General features: G+C 64.0%; 14 protein-coding genes. 5 read left to right on the forward strand and 9 right to left on the reverse strand.

What is annotated here, in order from left to right; translation table 11 throughout:
• From SCLO_RS02635 to SCLO_RS02650, 4 genes are all read left to right on the forward strand, one after another.
• Entirely contained in the window at positions 1–1,125 is a 1,125-nt protein-coding gene (locus SCLO_RS02635) for an ABC transporter permease (RefSeq protein WP_021246284.1), read from the forward strand.
• A 312-nt stretch (positions 1,126–1,437) separates the two neighbouring features.
• Positions 1,438–2,211, forward strand: coding sequence for a helix-turn-helix transcriptional regulator (locus tag SCLO_RS02640; protein WP_231923327.1), 774 nt, complete (start codon positions 1,438–1,440; stop codon positions 2,209–2,211).
• A 184-nt stretch (positions 2,212–2,395) separates the two neighbouring features.
• Positions 2,396–3,190 carry a type IV toxin-antitoxin system AbiEi family antitoxin gene (locus SCLO_RS02645; RefSeq protein ID WP_013846842.1) on the forward strand — a complete coding sequence of 265 codons (795 nt, stop codon included), beginning with the start codon at positions 2,396–2,398 and terminating at the stop codon, positions 3,188–3,190.
• A 4-nt stretch (positions 3,191–3,194) separates the two neighbouring features.
• Positions 3,195–4,115 carry a nucleotidyl transferase AbiEii/AbiGii toxin family protein gene (locus SCLO_RS02650; RefSeq protein ID WP_021690793.1) on the forward strand — a complete coding sequence of 307 codons (921 nt, stop codon included), beginning with the start codon at positions 3,195–3,197 and terminating at the stop codon, positions 4,113–4,115.
• A 213-nt stretch (positions 4,116–4,328) separates the two neighbouring features.
• Here SCLO_RS02650 and SCLO_RS02655 read toward each other — a convergent pair whose 3' ends face one another.
• Positions 4,329–4,613 carry a hypothetical protein gene (locus tag SCLO_RS02655; RefSeq protein WP_145980663.1) on the reverse strand — a complete coding sequence of 95 codons (285 nt, stop codon included), beginning with the start codon at positions 4,611–4,613 and terminating at the stop codon, positions 4,329–4,331.
• Positions 4,614–5,278: 665 nt separating this feature from the next.
• On the opposite strand from SCLO_RS02655, the gene SCLO_RS02660 reads away from it, so the two are divergent.
• Positions 5,279–5,737 carry a hypothetical protein gene (locus SCLO_RS02660; RefSeq protein ID WP_021246288.1) on the forward strand — a complete coding sequence of 153 codons (459 nt, stop codon included), beginning with the start codon at positions 5,279–5,281 and terminating at the stop codon, positions 5,735–5,737.
• Here SCLO_RS02660 and SCLO_RS02665 read toward each other — a convergent pair.
• From SCLO_RS02665 to SCLO_RS02700, 8 genes are read right to left on the reverse strand one after another with little or no spacing between them, the layout of a single operon-like run.
• Positions 5,734–9,504: a conjugal transfer protein TraG N-terminal domain-containing protein gene (locus SCLO_RS02665; protein ID WP_021690792.1), complete on the reverse strand. Its 3,771-nt coding sequence runs from the start codon at positions 9,502–9,504 to the stop codon at positions 5,734–5,736. The two genes, SCLO_RS02660 and SCLO_RS02665, sit on opposite strands and share 4 nt — an antisense overlap.
• Positions 9,505–9,518: 14 nt before the next feature.
• Positions 9,519–10,943 carry a conjugal transfer protein TraH gene (locus SCLO_RS02670; RefSeq protein WP_021246290.1) on the reverse strand — a complete coding sequence of 475 codons (1,425 nt, stop codon included), beginning with the start codon at positions 10,941–10,943 and terminating at the stop codon, positions 9,519–9,521.
• A gap of 45 nt (positions 10,944–10,988) precedes the next feature.
• Positions 10,989–11,573, reverse strand: coding sequence for a hypothetical protein (locus SCLO_RS02675; protein WP_021246291.1), 585 nt, complete (start codon positions 11,571–11,573; stop codon positions 10,989–10,991).
• A complete protein-coding gene (locus SCLO_RS02680; protein WP_021246292.1) occupies positions 11,570–12,442 on the reverse strand; it encodes a conjugal transfer protein TraF in 873 nt (290 codons plus the stop codon). Before SCLO_RS02680 ends, SCLO_RS02675 begins: the two co-directional genes overlap by 4 nt.
• Positions 12,439–13,050 (reverse strand): S26 family signal peptidase, encoded by a 612-nt coding sequence (locus SCLO_RS02685; RefSeq protein WP_021246293.1) that lies wholly within the window; start codon positions 13,048–13,050, stop codon positions 12,439–12,441. Before SCLO_RS02685 ends, SCLO_RS02680 begins: the two co-directional genes overlap by 4 nt.
• Positions 13,022–13,903, reverse strand: coding sequence for a type-F conjugative transfer system pilin assembly protein TrbC (locus tag SCLO_RS02690; RefSeq protein ID WP_021246294.1), 882 nt, complete (start codon positions 13,901–13,903; stop codon positions 13,022–13,024). Before SCLO_RS02690 ends, SCLO_RS02685 begins: the two co-directional genes overlap by 29 nt.
• Positions 13,875–14,993, reverse strand: coding sequence for a conjugal transfer protein TraN (gene traN, locus SCLO_RS02695; protein ID WP_021246295.1), 1,119 nt, complete (start codon positions 14,991–14,993; stop codon positions 13,875–13,877). The genes SCLO_RS02690 and traN overlap by 29 nt, the downstream gene beginning before the upstream one ends.
• Complete coding sequence (locus SCLO_RS02700) at positions 14,990–16,933, reverse strand: hypothetical protein (protein ID WP_013846831.1); 1,944 nt, start codon at positions 16,931–16,933, stop codon at positions 14,990–14,992. The genes traN and SCLO_RS02700 overlap by 4 nt, the downstream gene beginning before the upstream one ends.
• Positions 16,934–17,181 lie beyond the last annotated feature (248 nt).

Here is a 17,181-nt window from a genome sequence, read left to right on the forward strand (position 1 = left end):
ATGCGCCACGCGGCCAACATCTACCGGCTCGGCATCAAGGAACTGCGCAGCCTGTGGCGCGATCCGATGATGCTGTTCCTGATCCTCTATTCGTTCTCGGTGGGGATCTACGTCGCGGCAACCGCCATGCCGGAAACGCTGCACAAGGCGCCTATCGCGATCGTCGATGAAGACCAGTCGCAGCTTTCCAGCCGGATAACCGGCGCCTTTTATCCGCCGCACTTCACGCCCCCTTCGATCGTGGGACTGAACGAAGTGGACAAGGGGCTGGATGCCGGGCGCTATACGTTCGCTCTCGACATCCCGCCCGATTTTCAGCGAGACGTACTTGCGGGACGCCAACCCGGCTTGCAGCTCAACGTTGACGCTACGCGGATGAGCCAGGCTTTCACGGGCGGCGGCTACATCCAGCAGATCGTGCAGGGCGAAGTTGCCGAATTCATGAAAGGCACGCGTGCGAGCACGCCGGTCCCGGTCGAGCTGGCGCTGCGCGTGCGGTTCAATCCTACGCTGGCGCAAAGCTGGTTCGGCGCGGTCATGGAAATCATCAACAGCGTCACCATGCTGTCGATCGTGCTGACGGGCGCGGCCCTGATCCGCGAGCGCGAGCACGGCACGATCGAACACCTGCTAGTGATGCCGGTGACGCCGTTCGAGATCATGGCCAGCAAGGTCTGGGCCATGGGGCTCGTTGTCCTGGTCGCCTGCGCTTTCGCGCTTTTCGTGATGGTGGAAGGGGTACTGTCCGTTCCCGTCGAAGGGTCGATCGCGCTGTTCCTCGCCGGAGCGGGGCTGCACCTGTTCGCCACGACCTCCATCGGCATCTTCATGGGGACGATCGCGCGCTCCATGCCGCAGTTCGGCTTGTTGCTGATGCTGGTGCTGCTGCCGTTGCAGATGCTGTCCGGCGGTTCGACGCCGCGCGAAAGCATGCCGGAGTTCGTCCAGACGGTCATGTTGGCCGCGCCCACCACCCATTTCGTGAAGATGGCGCAGGCCATCCTTTACCGGGGCGCGGGCTTTGACGTGGTCTGGCCCCAGTTCCTGGCTATCATTGCTATCGGCGCGATCTTCTTCGCCATTGCGTTGGCGCGGTTCCGGCGAACCATCGGCACGATGGCGTGAGGAGGCAGTCGAATGTCAGAACACCAAATTGCGTGGGACATCGTAACGATGCTTCAGACTAACGATTGCCGAACGGTTCCGCGCAGGTTTCGCAGGAGAATAATACCGGCGGCGGTGTCGCGGATCCTGAGCCAGGTTTTCGAAACAGCGAATCCACGATTGCCCTAGCAGCCTCACGCGTCAGCCATAGCGCTGGCTGACGGCTGTGAATGCCCCCTATCTCCCATAGGTATCACAACGGCTTCTTCTGGCACGTTTGCCGGTGCACGGCCAACACAACCCAAGGAGGATGCCATGTATGTCAATGCCAGAATGCGTGAGACACTCTCACGCTTCAATGCCGCTTCTTCAATGGAAGCGCTGCTCGCCGCCTTAGCTGATGCCGCCACGAAAATGGGCTTCCCCTATGTCGCGATGATCCAACATGGCGGCCTCCCACGCTTGGTCGAACGGGCGCTGGTTATTACCAACTATCCGGCGGAGTTCGTGCGTTTCTACACCGAGAGCCACGCGTACGTCATCGATCCAGTCTATGAGGTGAGCCAGTTGCTGGACCGCCCGTTCAGCTGGGACGAGATTCCCGGTTATGTCGATCTCACAGGCACACAATCAGCCCTGTTCGAAGAAGCGCGGCTGCATGGTCTCGTCCACGGTGTCACCGTGCCGCTCCACATACCGAGCGAATCCCATGCGTCTTGCACTTTCGCACGCGCGGAGCCGATCATGGCTTCGCCATCGCTACTGACGACGCTCCACATCGTCGCTGCCTTCGGGTTCAAGGCGGGCCTCAGACTACATCATGCCTCGCGCGGACATGACGTACCCAGGCTCACGCGCCGCGAAGCTCAATGCACGGCATTGGTCGCCGTCGGCAAGAGCGATTGGGAGATCAGCCAGATACTCGGTCTGAGCGAGACCTCGGTGCGCTATTTCGTCTCCCACGCAAAGCAGCGTTACGGCGTCTACAAGCGCTCAGAGCTTGTCGCCAGGGCGCTCATCGACGCGCAGATCCTTCGAAACGACCAAGGGATCATTGAGGCTGGACCCCGCCGCCCGCGCCACAGGGCGAAACGGCGCAGTCCTTGACAGTCCTGTCGGTGTCGCCGTGCTGCGCATCCCGTCAATTGGCCCGCGAATCGCCATGCCTAGGGCGGATAAGTGTATTGACCTACGGTCGCACGATCCAGTTTGCCGAGCTCTGATAATGCCAAGCAAGGCTTAGCCAATTTCGAAATTAATAAACTCGACAGTAGTTTCCCAATCTGTCAAAATGCATAGCATGGCTTCGCAAACATTAGGAAAATTAAACCGGCTGCAACGGGATCTCCCAGAGAGCCTGCTGGTCGACGCGGCATGGATGGAAGCCCATGGTTACTCATCATCGCTGCGGAGCCAATATGTTCGCGCGGGATGGCTCGATAGCCCGACCCGGCGCGTCTATCGCCGCTCGCGTGGACCGCTCACCTGGGAACAGGCCGTTATCTCACTGCAATCCCTGTTGGACCTGCCTTTGACAGTTGGCGGGCGCACAGCGCTCGAACAGCAGGGCTACGCTCATTATCTCTCCATAACGGTGCGCGAAGTCCATCTCTATGGGCCAAGCCGGCCGCCGACATGGCTCGACAGCCTGCCACTCGATGTCTCGTTCCGCTGGCATAACAGCCTCCGGCTGTTTCCAGTCGACGGCGAGATTCCTCCCGAGCCTGCGCCCCGGATGTCCAGCACCGCCGGCACGACCTTGCCGATCCGCTGTTCGAGCAAGGAACGCGCCGTTCTCGAACTGCTCGATGAGCTTCCCCATGAGAGCTTCCATCAGGTCGACATGCTGATGGAAGGAATGAGCGACCTCAGCCCACGTCGCCTTCAGACACTTCTTGAGGCGTGCGCGAGCGTAAAAGTGAAGCGTCTCTTCCTCTTCTTCGCGGATCGCCATGGCCATGCCTGGCGTTCGAAGCTCGATGTTTCCCGCCTGGATCTCGGATCGGGCAAACGCGTCCTGGTCAAAGGAGGGAAGCTCGACCGGCGCTACAACATCACCGTGCCCTCCGACCTGGCGGGAGAATAGCTGTATGGCGTTTCTCGACGGCTACCGGAGACAGGTCGCTCTTCTTCTGCGTGTTATGCCTCACGTCGCGAAGGAGGATATCTTCGCGCTGAAAGGCGGAACAGCGATCAATCTGTTCGTGCGTGACCTGCCGCGACTTTCGGTGGACATCGACCTCACCTATCTGCCGATCGAGGACCGCGCGACCTCGCTCGCCACGATCGATGCGGCGATGCTGCGGATCAAGGAACGCATCGAGGAAGGACTGGTCGGAGCCAGGATTCATGCGTCGCGTTCCGCTGACGAAAAAATCGTCACCAAGCTCATCGTTCGTGCGGATGATGTGCAGATCAAGATCGAGGTCACGCCAGTGTTGCGCGGGACGGTCTATGATCCCGTCGTTATGGGTGTCGTTCCCGCAGTCGAGGACGCCTTTGGTTTTGCTGAGATTCAGGTGGTGTCCTTCGCCGATCTCTATGCGGGAAAAATCGTGGCGGCGCTCGACCGGCAGCACCCTCGCGACCTCTTCGACGTCCGCGACTTGCTGGCGAACGAAGGCGTCACAGACGATTTGCGACGTGCATTTCTCGTCTACCTCGCCAGCCATAATCGCCCGATGGCCGAGGTTCTCGCTCCCGCCCGTAAACCGCTCGCCGAGGAGTTCGAGCGCGGTTTCGTCGGAATGACTCACCAGCCGATCACTCTGGCGGAACTGGAATCAGCGCGTGAAGACATCATCGCGCGCATGGTTGCCGGGATGCCTGACACTCATCGGCAATTCCTTGTCGGCTTCAAGCGTGGTGAACCGGACTGGGCGCTTGCGGGCATTGATGAGGCGAGGCGACTGCCCGCGGTCTTGTGGAAGCAACGTAACCTGGACCGGTTGGACCCTGGCAAGAGGCAGGAGCTTGTTGCCGCGTTGGAGAAGCAATTGCTGCCGGGATAGGTCAGGCGCCCCTCCGACGCCTGCAGGTCAGCCTGTTTGCGGCGAGCAGCGCGGAAGGGTGGTGGTTAGGTGAAGTGCGGGAGCAGCGAGGAAAGGGTGGAGGTGATGGGAGAGGGAGCCGCTCGCGTTTGGGACCAGCAGGTACATTGAAGGCTTACGGTTCGACATGGATTTTGGCGGAATGGCCGGGCAATGTCTTTCCGCTAGCGCTGCCTATATTCTTGGTGATGCAGGCGCGCGAACATAGCGCACAGCGTGGTCGAGGCGCTCCGCCGCGTCGGCCTCGCTGATGCGGAGGCGGCGTGCGATCTGGCCAACGGTAAAGCCGTCATTGCGATGAAGGAACAAGGCCCGCATGGTCAGGTGCGGTAGATCGGTAAAAACAGAATCCCATACCTCGCCTTCTTCCCCCATCTTGCCCGACGACCCCATGACCCTCTCAATCACATCGTGGAGATCGGCAGCAGCGGGTTCCTGCAAGGCGTATAGGATCGCCAAGGACTGCTCCATCATTTCCAGCGCTTGTTCTTTCAATTCGTCGTTGCCCGGCTCGTTACGCTCCCCATGCTCTCACCTCCTTCTTAGTTGCAGAGGAGCATGACAGAAATCGCGGGATTTTCATCAACAACAACCCCCAACTTGGATATTGTTGTGCGCTGGCTTTTTGCGCGAAGGTGCCATGCGCTATTTTATGATTTCCGAGCCGTTAGCCGGACTTCAGATTTTGAAAACATCATGACTGCCAGCCTTACAGGTCGCGCCGCCGCTCGCATCAGCGGAGGTGCCGAGAATGGGGTTGCCCGGGGATGGAGATGCTCGAGATATGGAAAATGCACGGTCTCGTGCCGACCTTGTAAGTCATATGCCCAGCAGAAGCGGCTGAGACGCAGTCCGTGTTGGACACCGCAAAAGCTGTCCCAACCGCGACATTTACCGGAACTGGCAAGAACGACCGTCATGCATTGACATTGGTGACGGTTATTGCGGCGGCGCCAATACCCTCTCTCTGGAATTGACGCCGCCACATCGATCCCTGTTCGCAAAGATGGGTCAATGCCGATAGATTAGAAGCGTTGTTCCCAATCGGTTTCCAGATCGAGCCGATTCACAAATGATGGAACACCGACAGAATTCTGCTATAGTCCTCCAGTGAGGATATAGCGATGAACAACGCCGCCCATATTCAAGCGCCCGAACCGGCATCGCCTCGGCTGAAACCGTCCGATTGGCTCTGGCGTCCGTGGTACGCGAAGCTGTGGTGGTCGGCAATTCCGGTCTGGTGGATTGGCATGGCTACATCGACCAGGATCGCGCCGCTTGAGGCGTTCTACGACAGTGCGGCGGCCGGTTTTCTCAACCTCCTGTTCTTTCCGATGACGGCACTCATGGTGCTTGGACTCGGCTATGTGCAGCAGTGGGTGGCCGGGTTTTCATCGACGGGCGAGGGTACGCCTGTGTCCGATGAAGCGGTGGCCAGAACCTCCAAAAGAATGTGGGAGGAACATGAGCGAGGAATGGAAGACCTTCGTGCTGGCACCGATATATTCGATCCACGGTCGGGAGGTCTCTACATCGGCAACCCGCTGAGCCTTCAGCACCCTAGTCGGTTCTTCAAGCACTAACGATTCTTGAAGCTGCTGTCGCCATCGCCGGGGCTGCCATCCACGTCCGTAGAAAATCTACCGCTCTTCAGGACGGAGTTCTGTTCGACCGAAGTCAGGGGCCCGGTAATGTCGAAAGTTGCCCGGCCGGAATCCGCATCATGGAGATATCGGTTGCGTATGCCATCCGGGCCAAGAATCCGGTCCGACAGTTCACGCGAGAAGGTCGCCGCCGGGTCGCTCGAGCGCGCGGCTTCGCGCTCGGCGGCGGCAATCGCTTCGCGCACGTCGTAGTTGACGATGTCAATCGACGACTGTGCTGTCTCGTTGCTGATTCCGACGTCACGACTTTCAAAACCAAGACTGGCGCCCACTCGACCTGAGGTCGACGTGGTCTTCTGTGGCGACTGCGCTTGGCCCGCTTGCTTGCCTTTCTCTGCAGGCTGCCCGCGACCGCCTATCGCCTCCGATTCATCGACCCCAACCGAGCCTCCGAGTTGAGCGCCGACGCTTGTACCGATCGTGACATTATCCTGCGCGGATCGCGAGAGCCCGCGCTGCCACCCGGTCTGCGCGATGATCGCCTGCACGTCGCGCGTAAGCGTATCGGCCACCTGCGGGTTCAGACGCCAGTTGCCATGACGGTCCATCTCGAACCCGCCCTTGAGCCAGTTCTGCATCATCGCCTGGCCCTGTTCGCCGCTGCTGAGGAAATGCTCGATCGTGTCGGGCCCGGCCTGTTTCCCTGCCTCGAACCGCGTAGAGGTATCGTTGCGGGCCGATTGCTGGAACCCGACCGAGCTGGAGACGAGAAGATCGTTGTCGGCGAACGAGAACCTTGCCCGCCCGCCATTGGCGACCGCGCCCAATTGGCTCTCGTTGATGAGCCCGCCGCGCCACATCTGCGCCGCCGTCTCCGGGGTGAGATTGAGGCTCAGATCGCCATTCTGCGCCATGGCGATCTGCCGCTTCGACATGTCGACACCATGATCGGCCAGCAGCTTCTGCATGCGCGTCAGGCGCTCATTATCGATGATCCGCGTCATCCGTTCGTTGCGAGCGCGGTCAGCGATCCCGGCCGCACCACCTTCGGCCATGTCGACCTGATTGCCGGCGCCCTGCGACAGCGTGCGGATGAAGCTGTCGAGATGTGCGGCCTGGCGCACCGACATGCCCGCGGCGGCCGCGCCTTCCGCGAACCCGGCATTGTCGGCCTGTCGCCGCTGCTCCCCGATCCGGGCGGCCGAGCGCGTACCGTCGTGACCGACCTCACGCTGCGCGTCGAGCTTGCCCGACCGCTCCGCAAAATCGAAGCCCGCTGCCTCGCGGGTGCGGCCATAGACGCTGGCGCCCTCGCGCGCGGCCTCGACGGTCGCACCGTCGGCGGTGCCGACCTGCACGGCGGCATTGTAGGTTTCGAGCGCCCGCATGACCTGCGCCTCGTTGCGGCCGGTTGCGCGGGAGAGTTGGGAAATGGCTGTCGACCGAGCCTCTCCGGATAGCGCATTGATAAAGGCGATGCGGCGGGAGGTTTCCTGGACTGAGAGGCCGAGCATGGAGGCGGCGTTGCGCTGGCCCTCATTGCTGCCGGTCCTATGCGCCTGCTCGGTCGCGACATTGCCGCGCTCGATCCGCCTTACATTGTCGCCAGCAAAATCGCGCCGGCCTTCCATCGCGCCGACTTGAATCTGCGCGCCGGTAAGATCGTTGCGCAGCATCTGCTCCTGGTCGAAGGTATTGGCGATCAGTTTGGCGAAGGTCGGATCAGCCGACGCTTGGGCGATCACCGTCGAGGCTTTGAGCGCGGCATCCTTTTGGTCGTAGCCGTTCCTCTCAAAATGCCGCTGGGCTCCGGACAGCATCATGTCATAGGCGCGCGTATCCCCGAACGCCTTCCACTGGACCATCTTCTGCGTGAAGGCCGCGAACGAACGTTCCCCGGATTGCCCCTCGCCAAAATAGCCGGTGCCAAGGCTGCGGAGCGCATCCTTCTCGGCAAAATTATGGATCGCACTGGTCGCGGCATTGTCGCGCACGGCGCGCACGGTCGCGGGATCGGTGAGGCTGCGGCCGGTGAGGGCAGGGGAGAGCCCGCCCAGTTCGCGTGCCGCATCGAGCTTGCCCATGCCGAATGCGGCCGTCCCGCTGGCGCCGCCGCCATGTTCGCCGAGCACGCTGCTCGCGGCACCGAACGCACGGGTTGCGCCGAAGGCCGAGCGCTCCCCGAAATCCCCGAAGTTCGAAGCCGCGCCCCGCCGCGCCATGGTGCCCGCTGCTCCCGCCTGCGCCTCGAGCGCGCCGGCATAGCCTTCGCTGGTGGCAAGCGGTGCGGCGGCTGCCGTGCCCTGACCCTGCACACCGAGCGCGCCGGATGTGAACGAGGTGAACACATTACCGGAGAACCGGAAAACCGTGAAGACGAACGCCCCCGCAAGACCCGCGGACGCGGTGCGGAAACTCCCGAAGATGGCGAGCGCCTTCATCGCGGACGACGGCGCCAGCATCCAGGCATTGGCCGCGACATGGTTGGCGCGCATCTCGGCCAGCACATCGGTCGCGCGGCCGAGCGTCAGCTGATAGATCCCGGCGTCGATCACGCCCCAGAGCGCCACGAAGACGAACAGGCCGAGGGCGAAGGAAGCCACGCGCAGATTGATCGGGGTGAGGATGAACAGCAGCGCGACGGGCATCATGAAGAGCATGATCCCGAAGACCGTCGCCCGGATCGTGGGCATCCACTCGTTGGCCGTCGACATGGTGGCCAGGCCTGACGAGACGACAGCGCGATTGGCCATGACACGCGCCGCCGTTGCAGGACTGTCCTCGAACAGCACATCGCCCACCGTGCTGCCGAGCATCACATTGGTCAGGAACTGCTGGAGCGAGAGCGGCGTATCCATCATCATCTGGCCAAGTTCGCCGATGTTGGAGCGGCAGCGCTGAAGCTGGGTCGCATTGCCGATGTCGTAGCCGGTGCGGGTGCAGACCTGCGCGACATAATTGTCGAACAGCGCAGGTTCGGAGAGGCGTGTCGAGATATGTTCCCACGCCTCGTTGCAGCTCACCGTCGTGCCGCCCTTGTCGGTGGACGTGAACACCGTGCTGAAGGTCGCCGGCCCCGCCATCGCGGCAAAGGCGGCAGGAAGATCGGTCGCCGTGCGGAACAGCTGATCGTCGTCGACGCCATAGGCGGGCGAGACCCGCGCGACCGGATAGCATTGCCGGACATAGTCCTTGATCGTCGCGTCAAGGAACGTGTCGGTCATCGGGCCGCGCGGGCTCGCTGCATTGAGGAACAGGTCGAAACTGTGCCCGCCCGCCCCGAACTCAAGCTTGGCATGGGGATCGGTGGTGTTGTCGTCGATCACTTCCGCGAGCGCGCGCTCCATCATGTTGGTCATGCCCGCGACCAGCACGATGAGGTTCGGCACGTCGCCGACCGGCTGATAGGCGTTGCGGACGCGGTCGTAGACATGGACCGTGCCCGTCGTCGCGACCAGGCCGACGAACAGGCCGACGCCGATCAGCATCTGGAACCCGAAGGCGACGATGCCCATGCCTTGCCCGCGGATGCTGGCGAGCAGGACGCCGAGCGCGATGCCCACCACCGCGACGATCAGCACCAATGTCTCGTAACGCGAATCCCCGAAGATCATCGAGACGAGGCGGAAGGCGTCCACCGTCTCCGCAAAGCCGTCATAGGTGTGGAAACTCGCATCGATCGCCAGCGCGGGACTGGCCGAGAAGAGAGCGATCAGGACCGAGATCGCGCGAACTAAGCGGTGCATGACGCGGCCCTCCGTCAGCGGTTGCGGTTGGCGGCGGCGCCGGCGGCGTCGCGCGCATCACGGTCGCGCTGGCGCACGACCCCGGCATAGTTGGCCGAGAGGTTCGCCTGGTTGAGGGCGGCCATGTAGGACTGGCGCATCTGCGCGCGCTGGCGCAGCACCTCGTCGCGTAGCCCGCTCAATTGCTCAATGCCCTTGGCGAGGATGCGGGTCTGGCAGATCCGGGCGCTGCCGGCATCGGCCGCGCCGGCGGCGGTCACGCCACGTTCGGCATTGGACACGGCAAAATCTATGCTACGCGTGAGGTCGTTGAGCATCTGGTATGCGAGCGTCAACGCGACCAGTTCGTCGGTATCGCCGATCACGCTCTCGACCAGCCCCTGGCGCACGCCCCATTCCAGAAGACGATAGACGGGGAGGGTGCGCACATTGGCGACGAACTGGCGTTCCTCCGCCGTCAGCGCGGCGCGCGTGCGGATCTTGATCGCGATCGACTCCATCCGGCCGCGCGCGAGCACCAGCGCGCCCTTGCCGCTGCCGTCGGTCGAGCAGTCGGCCGAGGTCGGCGGCACCGCGATCGCGCGGGTCTGGACCTTGCCGGTCAGGAAATCATCGACGCTCTCGGTGTCCTGCCGCGCGCAGGCGGGGATAGCCGTGAACAGCGGTACCTTGTCCGCCGGGTCCCAGCGCATATAGACGTCGCCGACGCGGGCGCGCATGACGCCGGCCCAGTCGGACGCGCCGACACGCGCGGCGGCATGGGCGAGGAGCGAGCCGGTCTTGAAGATGTCGGTGACCTCGGCCGGGCAGTTTTCCAGCGCGTCGCGCAGATCCTCGGTCGGATTGCCCTGGTTCGCCTGAATCTTTTCGCGGCTCTGCTGATAGCTCTTGGAGAAGCCCTCGCGGACGCTCTTGTAGCCGGTCATCTCTTCGATGATGCCCGACATATTGTCGTCGCCCCGGGCGATCTGGACCATGCGGTTGGCGAGCCGGCAATCGTTGACCTGGATCGAGTTGAGGAAGTTGGTCGCCGCCTCCATCTTCGAGATGATGTTGCCCATTTTTTCATCGAGGGTTTCCAGCAGGTACTGGAAAGCGACCGCCGGGGCGGCCTGAAGGATGCTTTCGAGCTTCTGGACGAGATAGTCGGGATCGAGGAACGACATGCCGCCCAAAAACATGTCGATTCCCCCGCAGCCCGCGCGGACCTTGGGCAGCGTGACCGACATGAGATAGTCGTTATGGACATCGATCCGGCCCGACATGCCGCCCGCGGTGATATAGCCGCGGGTCTGGTCCTCGAACGAGCCGGGGCTGGTATAGGTCACATTGTCGAACCAGCTTTCGGCCCAGCTTTGCGCACAAGCCGGTGTGGCGAAGGCAACGCAAGCCAGCAGGGGCAAGGCGAGCAGGGTCAGGCGGCGGCGCGGGTTTGCCATGGCGGGCAGCTTTCGTTTGCGCGGGCAAGGGTCTGGCTCCCCATGTCAGTTCCTTGCTCGGTTGGAGGATGGAGGCGTGGGCGCGGCCACGATTCCGGTGAACTTCGCCATGCCGCGCACGCCGACAGCGGGCTTCACCCCGGTCAGCATCTTGGCGGCGAGGTAGAGATTGCGCGCGAGGTTGGGCGCGTGATCGGTGCCGATCGCGACGGGAATGATGCGATTGGAATCGGCGACAGGGCGGACCCAGGCGACCGGATGCCCGACCCATGGCAGACCGAGGCGCCCGGAGCGCAGCATCGCTTCCTGGCTGCCGATCGTGCGGACCTTCCAGCCATAGCGTTGCCCCAATGTGCCGAGCCGCGCCCAGAGATCGGCGCAGGGGATGCAGCCGGGCGCCGTGCTCATCTCGACGATGAACGCGGGGGCCTGGCCTTTCATGGTTTCGGCGAAGTCGGGCGGCCAGTCGCGCGTCACCGGAACGCGGGCGAGCCATTGGCGCATCTTCGCGTCGGTGGCGACCGGGTGGATCGCCGCGCGCATCGCCTGTTCGTGCGTCGGCGCCTGCGCGTGCGCGGATCCATTGGCCATGAGCATCGCCGTAAGCAGGATGGGGGCAAAGCGGATCATGGCCGGGGTCCCATCCGAACGTCCACCAGATCGCCGCCCAGGACGCGCGGATCGGTGGCGGAGACCGGGCCGTTGGCGAGCGCGTCGAAGAACCCGTCTTCCTCGCCCGCGCCGGTCAGGAACTGTTCGGGCCGGATATCGCCCGCGAGCAGCCGGACCGCCTGGTAGGCCATCTGGATGAGGTTGGGATAGGCCTCGACCCCGCTGGCGATCACCATGCGCTGCTGGCTGCCCCGCCGGATCACCATCGTCGTGGGCGTGACCTCGACCCCGAAGCGCTGCGCGAGTTCCGGCTTGCGGTCGATGTCCTGAAGTGTGACCTGCCAGCCCATCTCGTCCTGGAAGCGCTGGACGATCGGCCACTGGACGCGGCAGTAGCCGCAGGTCGAACGCGAGAACATGACCAGCGCGAATTCATTGGCGCGGCTACGCAGATACTGGCGGCGGACCTGATCCTTCTGAGCGGAGAGTTGGTCACGCGCCTCGCCGACCATCGGATTGGCGGACTTGGCGTTGAGTTCGGGATTTTGCAGCATGGCGATCTGCGTGACACCGGCGAAGGCTCGGGCCTTGCGCCGGGCGAAGTCCTGCAGACGCCAGAAATCCGCGACCGCATCGACGGTGAGCACGGTCGCCGCGTAGTCGCGCTGTTCCTCGATCAGCTTCCTGATCTTCGGCGGCGTCCAGGTGGCCAGTTCGACCATCGGCGGGATCACCGGCTTTTTGAGAGCGTCGGGATCGGCATCCTCTTCCGTGGGTTTGGGCGGCGCCTGATACCACCAGTAGCCGGTGCGTTGCTCGCCGGTCTGCGCATGGACAGGCAGGATCGGCAGGAGCACCGCCACGATGAGGAGGGCGAGGCGGATCACAGCAGCTTCTCCATGCGCTTCAGCCGCTCGATCTCGACCGGGCCGTAGTAGCGGCTGTCGAACCCGCTGGCGTGCGACGAGCCGACATAGATCATGCCCGGCGGGATCGTTCCGATCATCGGACGCCAATGGTCGAGCTTCTGCCCATTGTGCCCATAAGGCTTGCTGATCCCGAGCAGCTTGCCGTTGCAATAGTACCAGCCATCCCATTCGCCGGGATGTATGGGGCCAGATGCAGACGACGGCTTCTCGATCCAGTCGATGCGGTCGCCCGGCAGGCACAGCGCCATCTTGGTAACATCGACCGGCTTGGGACCGGCGAGCGGATGCGACAGGGTAAACGATACGAAATCGCCGCGATGGATCGGCCCCGGCGCCTTGCGGACGAGCCAGGCGTCGATCGACGGGCTCATCACGATCGTCGCCTGGGGAATGGCCCACCACGTCAGCAGGCCCACCGGCAGGACGATGCCGAACGCCTTCCACAACTGTTCGGGTCGGGGTGGCTGGCCGAGCCCCGAACTGCCGAGCGCGACCGCGGCCTTGAGCGGCAGCAGCTTCAGTTCGGCCCAGCCGGATCTAGCGGCCCTGAAGGCGAGTCTGAGCATCGCGCACCTCCTGCTTGCCGCCGAGGCGGGCATATTCTTCGAGCAATCCTGAAAGTGCGGCGTCGCCGTAGATGACATGCGCGGCGCGCGGGGCATCATCCTCGCGCTCGCAATAGGGCAGCGCCGGATCGCCGGGCACCATGGCGAGTGCGGGGACGCGGGTGACGCCGTGCTGGCGGAAAATGAGCGGATCGACGATCAACTGCACGTCGCGCATCGCGCAGGCCGGGCCTTCGCATCCCGGATCATGGCGCAGGATTTCCGCGGAGAGTTTCGCCATCGGCGCGACCTTCGTGAGCCCGCCGGGCATCCCGCGAAAGGCCAGCACGCCGCCGACCCGTTCGAGCTGCCCGGCATAGATGCGCAATGTCGTCACCGGCATCGAGGACGAGACGAACAGCACCGGCACCCAGCCTTTGGTTTCGGGAGGCGTGGTGATGCCGGCTACGGCCTGCATGTCGGGCGCATCGAGACCGAGCGCCTGGCCGAGCCGTCTGGCCATGGCGTCGTGCTCGGCGGCCATGGCCTCCTTGCCGTTGTCGAGCGCGGTTCGCGCCCGCGCATCCATCGCCGGCGACGGAGCGCGCTTGCGCAGCCCCTCGAAAGCGCGGCGGCGGGTCTCGTCCGATGGCGTCGGCAGCGCGGTCGGACCGCGCATTTCCGCTTCGGCCTTGCGCGCGGCGGTGGCGCGTTCGAGCCGGTCCATCGCCGTGTCGCCTTGCTCTTGCGCGCGCTCCCTCGCGCTTACCGGCGGAGCGGTGTCCTGCGCTGGCGCGGAGGTGGAGAGGAAAGCGATACCGGCCAGCGCGAGCGAGACGCGCGCGTTATTGGCCGATGACCTGCATATAGGCATCGATCTTGTCCTTCATGTCGATCTGGATGTCGGCCTGGGCGCGGGCCTCGATTTCGGAATAATATTCGGAGAGGTCCATCTTGCTGAAATCCAGCGCCTGGAATTCCTCGGGGGTGAATCCGCGGCAATAGGGGTTCTTCGGCGTGCCCCAGCCAAGGCCGTTGAAGCTCTTGAGCTGCGGGCGACCCTGTTCCTGGATGATGCGGCCAAGCTTGGTGTTGAAGCAGCAGTGGCCCTTGGATTTCTGCACGCAGATGCCGAGGATCTTCGAGGAGCAATACGTCCCGACCTCGTGGCACATGCCCGACCCGCGCAGCATGCCCACTTCCATGTCCTGCTGGTCACAGCCGGACAGGAGGAAATCCATCATGAAATTGATCGCGAGACTGATGGCGATCGAGGTCGGATCGATCCCGGCGATGATCGCGTTCGCGCCGGAGCTCGCGGCCTGGCCGGCGGTCGCGCCCGCCTTGAACGCGCCATAGGCGGCCTTCATGCCGGTGAAGACGCCTTTCGCCACCGCGATCTTAGTGCCGATCGACGAGATGGACGAGCCCATCCCGTCCTTGACGATCTTGCCTTTGTCCTTGCAGCAGTTCGAGAAGGTGGTCTTGAGACCCGCTGGGCGGCAGCGCACCGCGCGTCCCGCGAATATCTCGATATTGCCGAGGCAATGCCCTTCGGCATCGACTTCGCCATCGGCAGGCGCGCCGGGATCGTCGACGATGGGATCGTCCTCAATTCCGGTGCCGTCGCTGCCGGTGCAGGCATTGGGCGAGCACATCGGCGTGCCGCCGCCGACCGGCGTCAGGCATGAGTGCTGGCTGCCGAGCGGGCAGCTATACGCGCCCTCGGCATCGGCCACGCACATCACTTGCTGGATCGGGCAGAGCCATTCTTCATCCGCCATGATCGTGCAGTTCGCGACCTCGCCAGGATCACCGGCATCGCCGTTGCCATCGAGATCGACCGCGCAGACCGGGAGCGTTTGCGCTTGCGCTGGCGTGACATGCCCCGCGAGCAGCAAGCCGTACAGGCCGAGCGCAAGCAGCTGTGCGCGCTTCCGCCAGGGAAGGAGGCGCCCGATCATCGGACTTCCCCCGTGCAGACCATGTCGGCCCCACCGAGGCGGACGGTCTGCATCATGACGACGGCTTCGGGAAAATCGTCGAGGCAGCCGCAGGCCGAGACGATTTCCTCGCCCGGACCCACAGGGCAGACATCGCCGCCGCCTGCCGCCGTGCAGGCATGGTAGAAGGTGTCCCACCCGACAGGCGCATTCTGTTTCGTGCCGACCACTCCGTCGAGGGTAGCCGCCGTATTGCGCGCGGGCGCGCGGGTCTTGCAGACCGGCTCGCAGGCCGGAACCGAGCCGCGATCGGGCAGCGCGAAGGGCCGTGACGCGGTGGCATAACCCCCGTCCGAGGTCCTCGTCCGGTCGGCCAGCATGGTCTCGGTCGAATGGTCGATGATATAGGCGCCGCGGCTCAGATCAGGTTCCGGCATCGATCCGGTATCGACGGTACAACGATAACGGCGCTGACGCTCGAACCATGGCCGCGCGAGACGGAGCGAGCAGGCGCCGCTCTCGAACAGGCGTGCCTGGGGGAGGGGTGTAAGGCCGGTGCCGACGCCGTTGCGGAACGTCTCGACGCCATCGACGCTTTCGTCATGAAGCGCGCAATTGACGTCGCCGGCATAGCCCGCGCACAGGTCGACGATCCGCTCGGTCGGGTTGCAACTGAGGTCGAGCATTGCATCGAACTGCGCGAAGGCCTCTCCTTCACCGCCGACCGCGATGCGCATGGAAATGACATGCTCGCCGCGGGTCAGCCACGGCTTGAGGTCGAGATTGGGATAGGCATGCCAGGTCCGTTTCCGCTCGCACTTGCCGGGCGGCAGGCCGGTCCCGGTCCAGTTCGCCGGATTGGACAGCACGAGCTCGCCGTCGATGCGAAGCTGGAGCCAGTCGTCGAAGAAATAGTGCGAGAGCCGGAACTGCGCGAGGCGATCGGGATCATCGATCCGCAGCCGCATGGAAAACTCGAAGATGCGGCAGCTCCCGCCTCGCAGGCTGTCGTCGCGCGGCGAGCCCATCTGCAATGTGAGCTGATCGGGTGCGGGCGCATAGATCGCATAGGCGCCGCCGAGATGCGCGATCACATCGTCCGCCTTGACGGCGTTCAACGACACCTCCCGCGTGATCGTGCAGGACCGGATCTGCTCGGCCTTGCCGACGCCGGCGGGCGAGCCCTTGAGCGCCTGGAAGATGCTGTTCGATGCGGCGACGCTCGCGGCATCGCCCTGGATCGTGGCGGGACTGGCGCGATAGGCCGTCTGCGGGAGCGCGGGGTTGGGCGAGCAGGCCGTGCTTTGGGCGCCAGTGTAACGGATGGCCGGGCCGTCGATCACCGCCTGCGCGACGCCGACGCGCGGATCGGCCGTGGTGAGCGCGCCGATGACGCCGCCGCCCAGGTCTTTCAGCACCGAGGCCATATTGCCCCAGACGAGGTTGCTGCCGCAGCTGTTGTTGATGCAGTAGCAACCGGCGAGATCGGTCAGGTCGACTTGCGCGAGCTTGAGATCGCCGCCTGACGCAACATCCCATTTGAAGCTCTTGCACTGGTTCCAGGTGCCCGGCTGACAGGAGACGACGCCATTGGCGCAAATGCCCGATACCGGCACCGGCAGGGTCAATGTCTGGTCGACCGTGCCGTCGAGATCCTTGTCGCGCGATATCCGCAGCGTGCCGATATCGCCGGTCGCCGCCGGCTGCGCGATCAGTTCGAGCAGCGTCGCCGTCTTCTGGCACGCTATATTGGGGTTGAACGTCCGGCTGTTGTCGACTGTCGAGATCGGTTGTCCGGCAAGCCCCGGCGTCAGATAATTCTGCTGGATCGCATCGCTGTCCGAGGTCTTCGCGCGGGATGCTTCGGCGGCGGCGCGGGCGCGGTCCTCGACCGTCTGGGCCGAGAGCGGCGCCGGCGCCAGAGCGCTGGCCGCGAGGAGGAGGATGCCGCGCTTCACCATGGCGTCCTCGCGCGGGTGGTTCGCGAGCCATGGGCGAAGCGCAGCACGTCTCCCGCCCGGAACGCGCTGGATCCGGGCGAGAGTATCCTGAAGACGGCCTGTCCCTCAAAAATGGTCAGCGCGGCCGCCACCGGAGATACGGCGGGAGGGGGCATTGCCGGCCCCGGCGGGGGGCTTTCGGCCGCGCCGACCGAGGGGGGAGCGGCGGTTGAAAGGCACACCGCCGCTCCTTCCGCGCGCCCGCTCAC

Origin of the sequence: Sphingobium cloacae, assembly GCF_002355855.1 — a bacterium.
GTDB lineage: Bacteria > Pseudomonadota > Alphaproteobacteria > Sphingomonadales > Sphingomonadaceae > Sphingobium > Sphingobium cloacae.

Excerpts from the sequence above, each read along its gene's own strand:
- SCLO_RS02635 (WP_021246284.1), top strand. The coding sequence starts at position 1 with ATGCGCCACGCGGCCAACATCTACCGGCTCGGCATCAAGGAACTGCGC.
- SCLO_RS02640 (WP_231923327.1), top strand. The coding sequence starts at position 1,438 with ATGCGTGAGACACTCTCACGCTTCAATGCCGCTTCTTCAATGGAAGCG.
- SCLO_RS02645 (WP_013846842.1), top strand. The coding sequence starts at position 2,396 with ATGCATAGCATGGCTTCGCAAACATTAGGAAAATTAAACCGGCTGCAA.
- SCLO_RS02650 (WP_021690793.1), top strand. The coding sequence starts at position 3,195 with ATGGCGTTTCTCGACGGCTACCGGAGACAGGTCGCTCTTCTTCTGCGT.
- SCLO_RS02660 (WP_021246288.1), top strand. The coding sequence starts at position 5,279 with ATGAACAACGCCGCCCATATTCAAGCGCCCGAACCGGCATCGCCTCGG.
- SCLO_RS02665 (WP_021690792.1), bottom strand. The coding sequence starts at position 9,504 with ATGCACCGCTTAGTTCGCGCGATCTCGGTCCTGATCGCTCTCTTCTCG.
- SCLO_RS02670 (WP_021246290.1), bottom strand. The coding sequence starts at position 10,943 with ATGGCAAACCCGCGCCGCCGCCTGACCCTGCTCGCCTTGCCCCTGCTG.
- SCLO_RS02675 (WP_021246291.1), bottom strand. The coding sequence starts at position 11,573 with ATGATCCGCTTTGCCCCCATCCTGCTTACGGCGATGCTCATGGCCAAT.
- SCLO_RS02685 (WP_021246293.1), bottom strand. The coding sequence starts at position 13,050 with ATGCTCAGACTCGCCTTCAGGGCCGCTAGATCCGGCTGGGCCGAACTG.
- SCLO_RS02690 (WP_021246294.1), bottom strand. The coding sequence starts at position 13,903 with ATGCCTATATGCAGGTCATCGGCCAATAACGCGCGCGTCTCGCTCGCG.
- traN (WP_021246295.1), bottom strand. The coding sequence starts at position 14,993 with ATGATCGGGCGCCTCCTTCCCTGGCGGAAGCGCGCACAGCTGCTTGCG.
- SCLO_RS02700 (WP_013846831.1), bottom strand. The coding sequence starts at position 16,933 with ATGGTGAAGCGCGGCATCCTCCTCCTCGCGGCCAGCGCTCTGGCGCCG.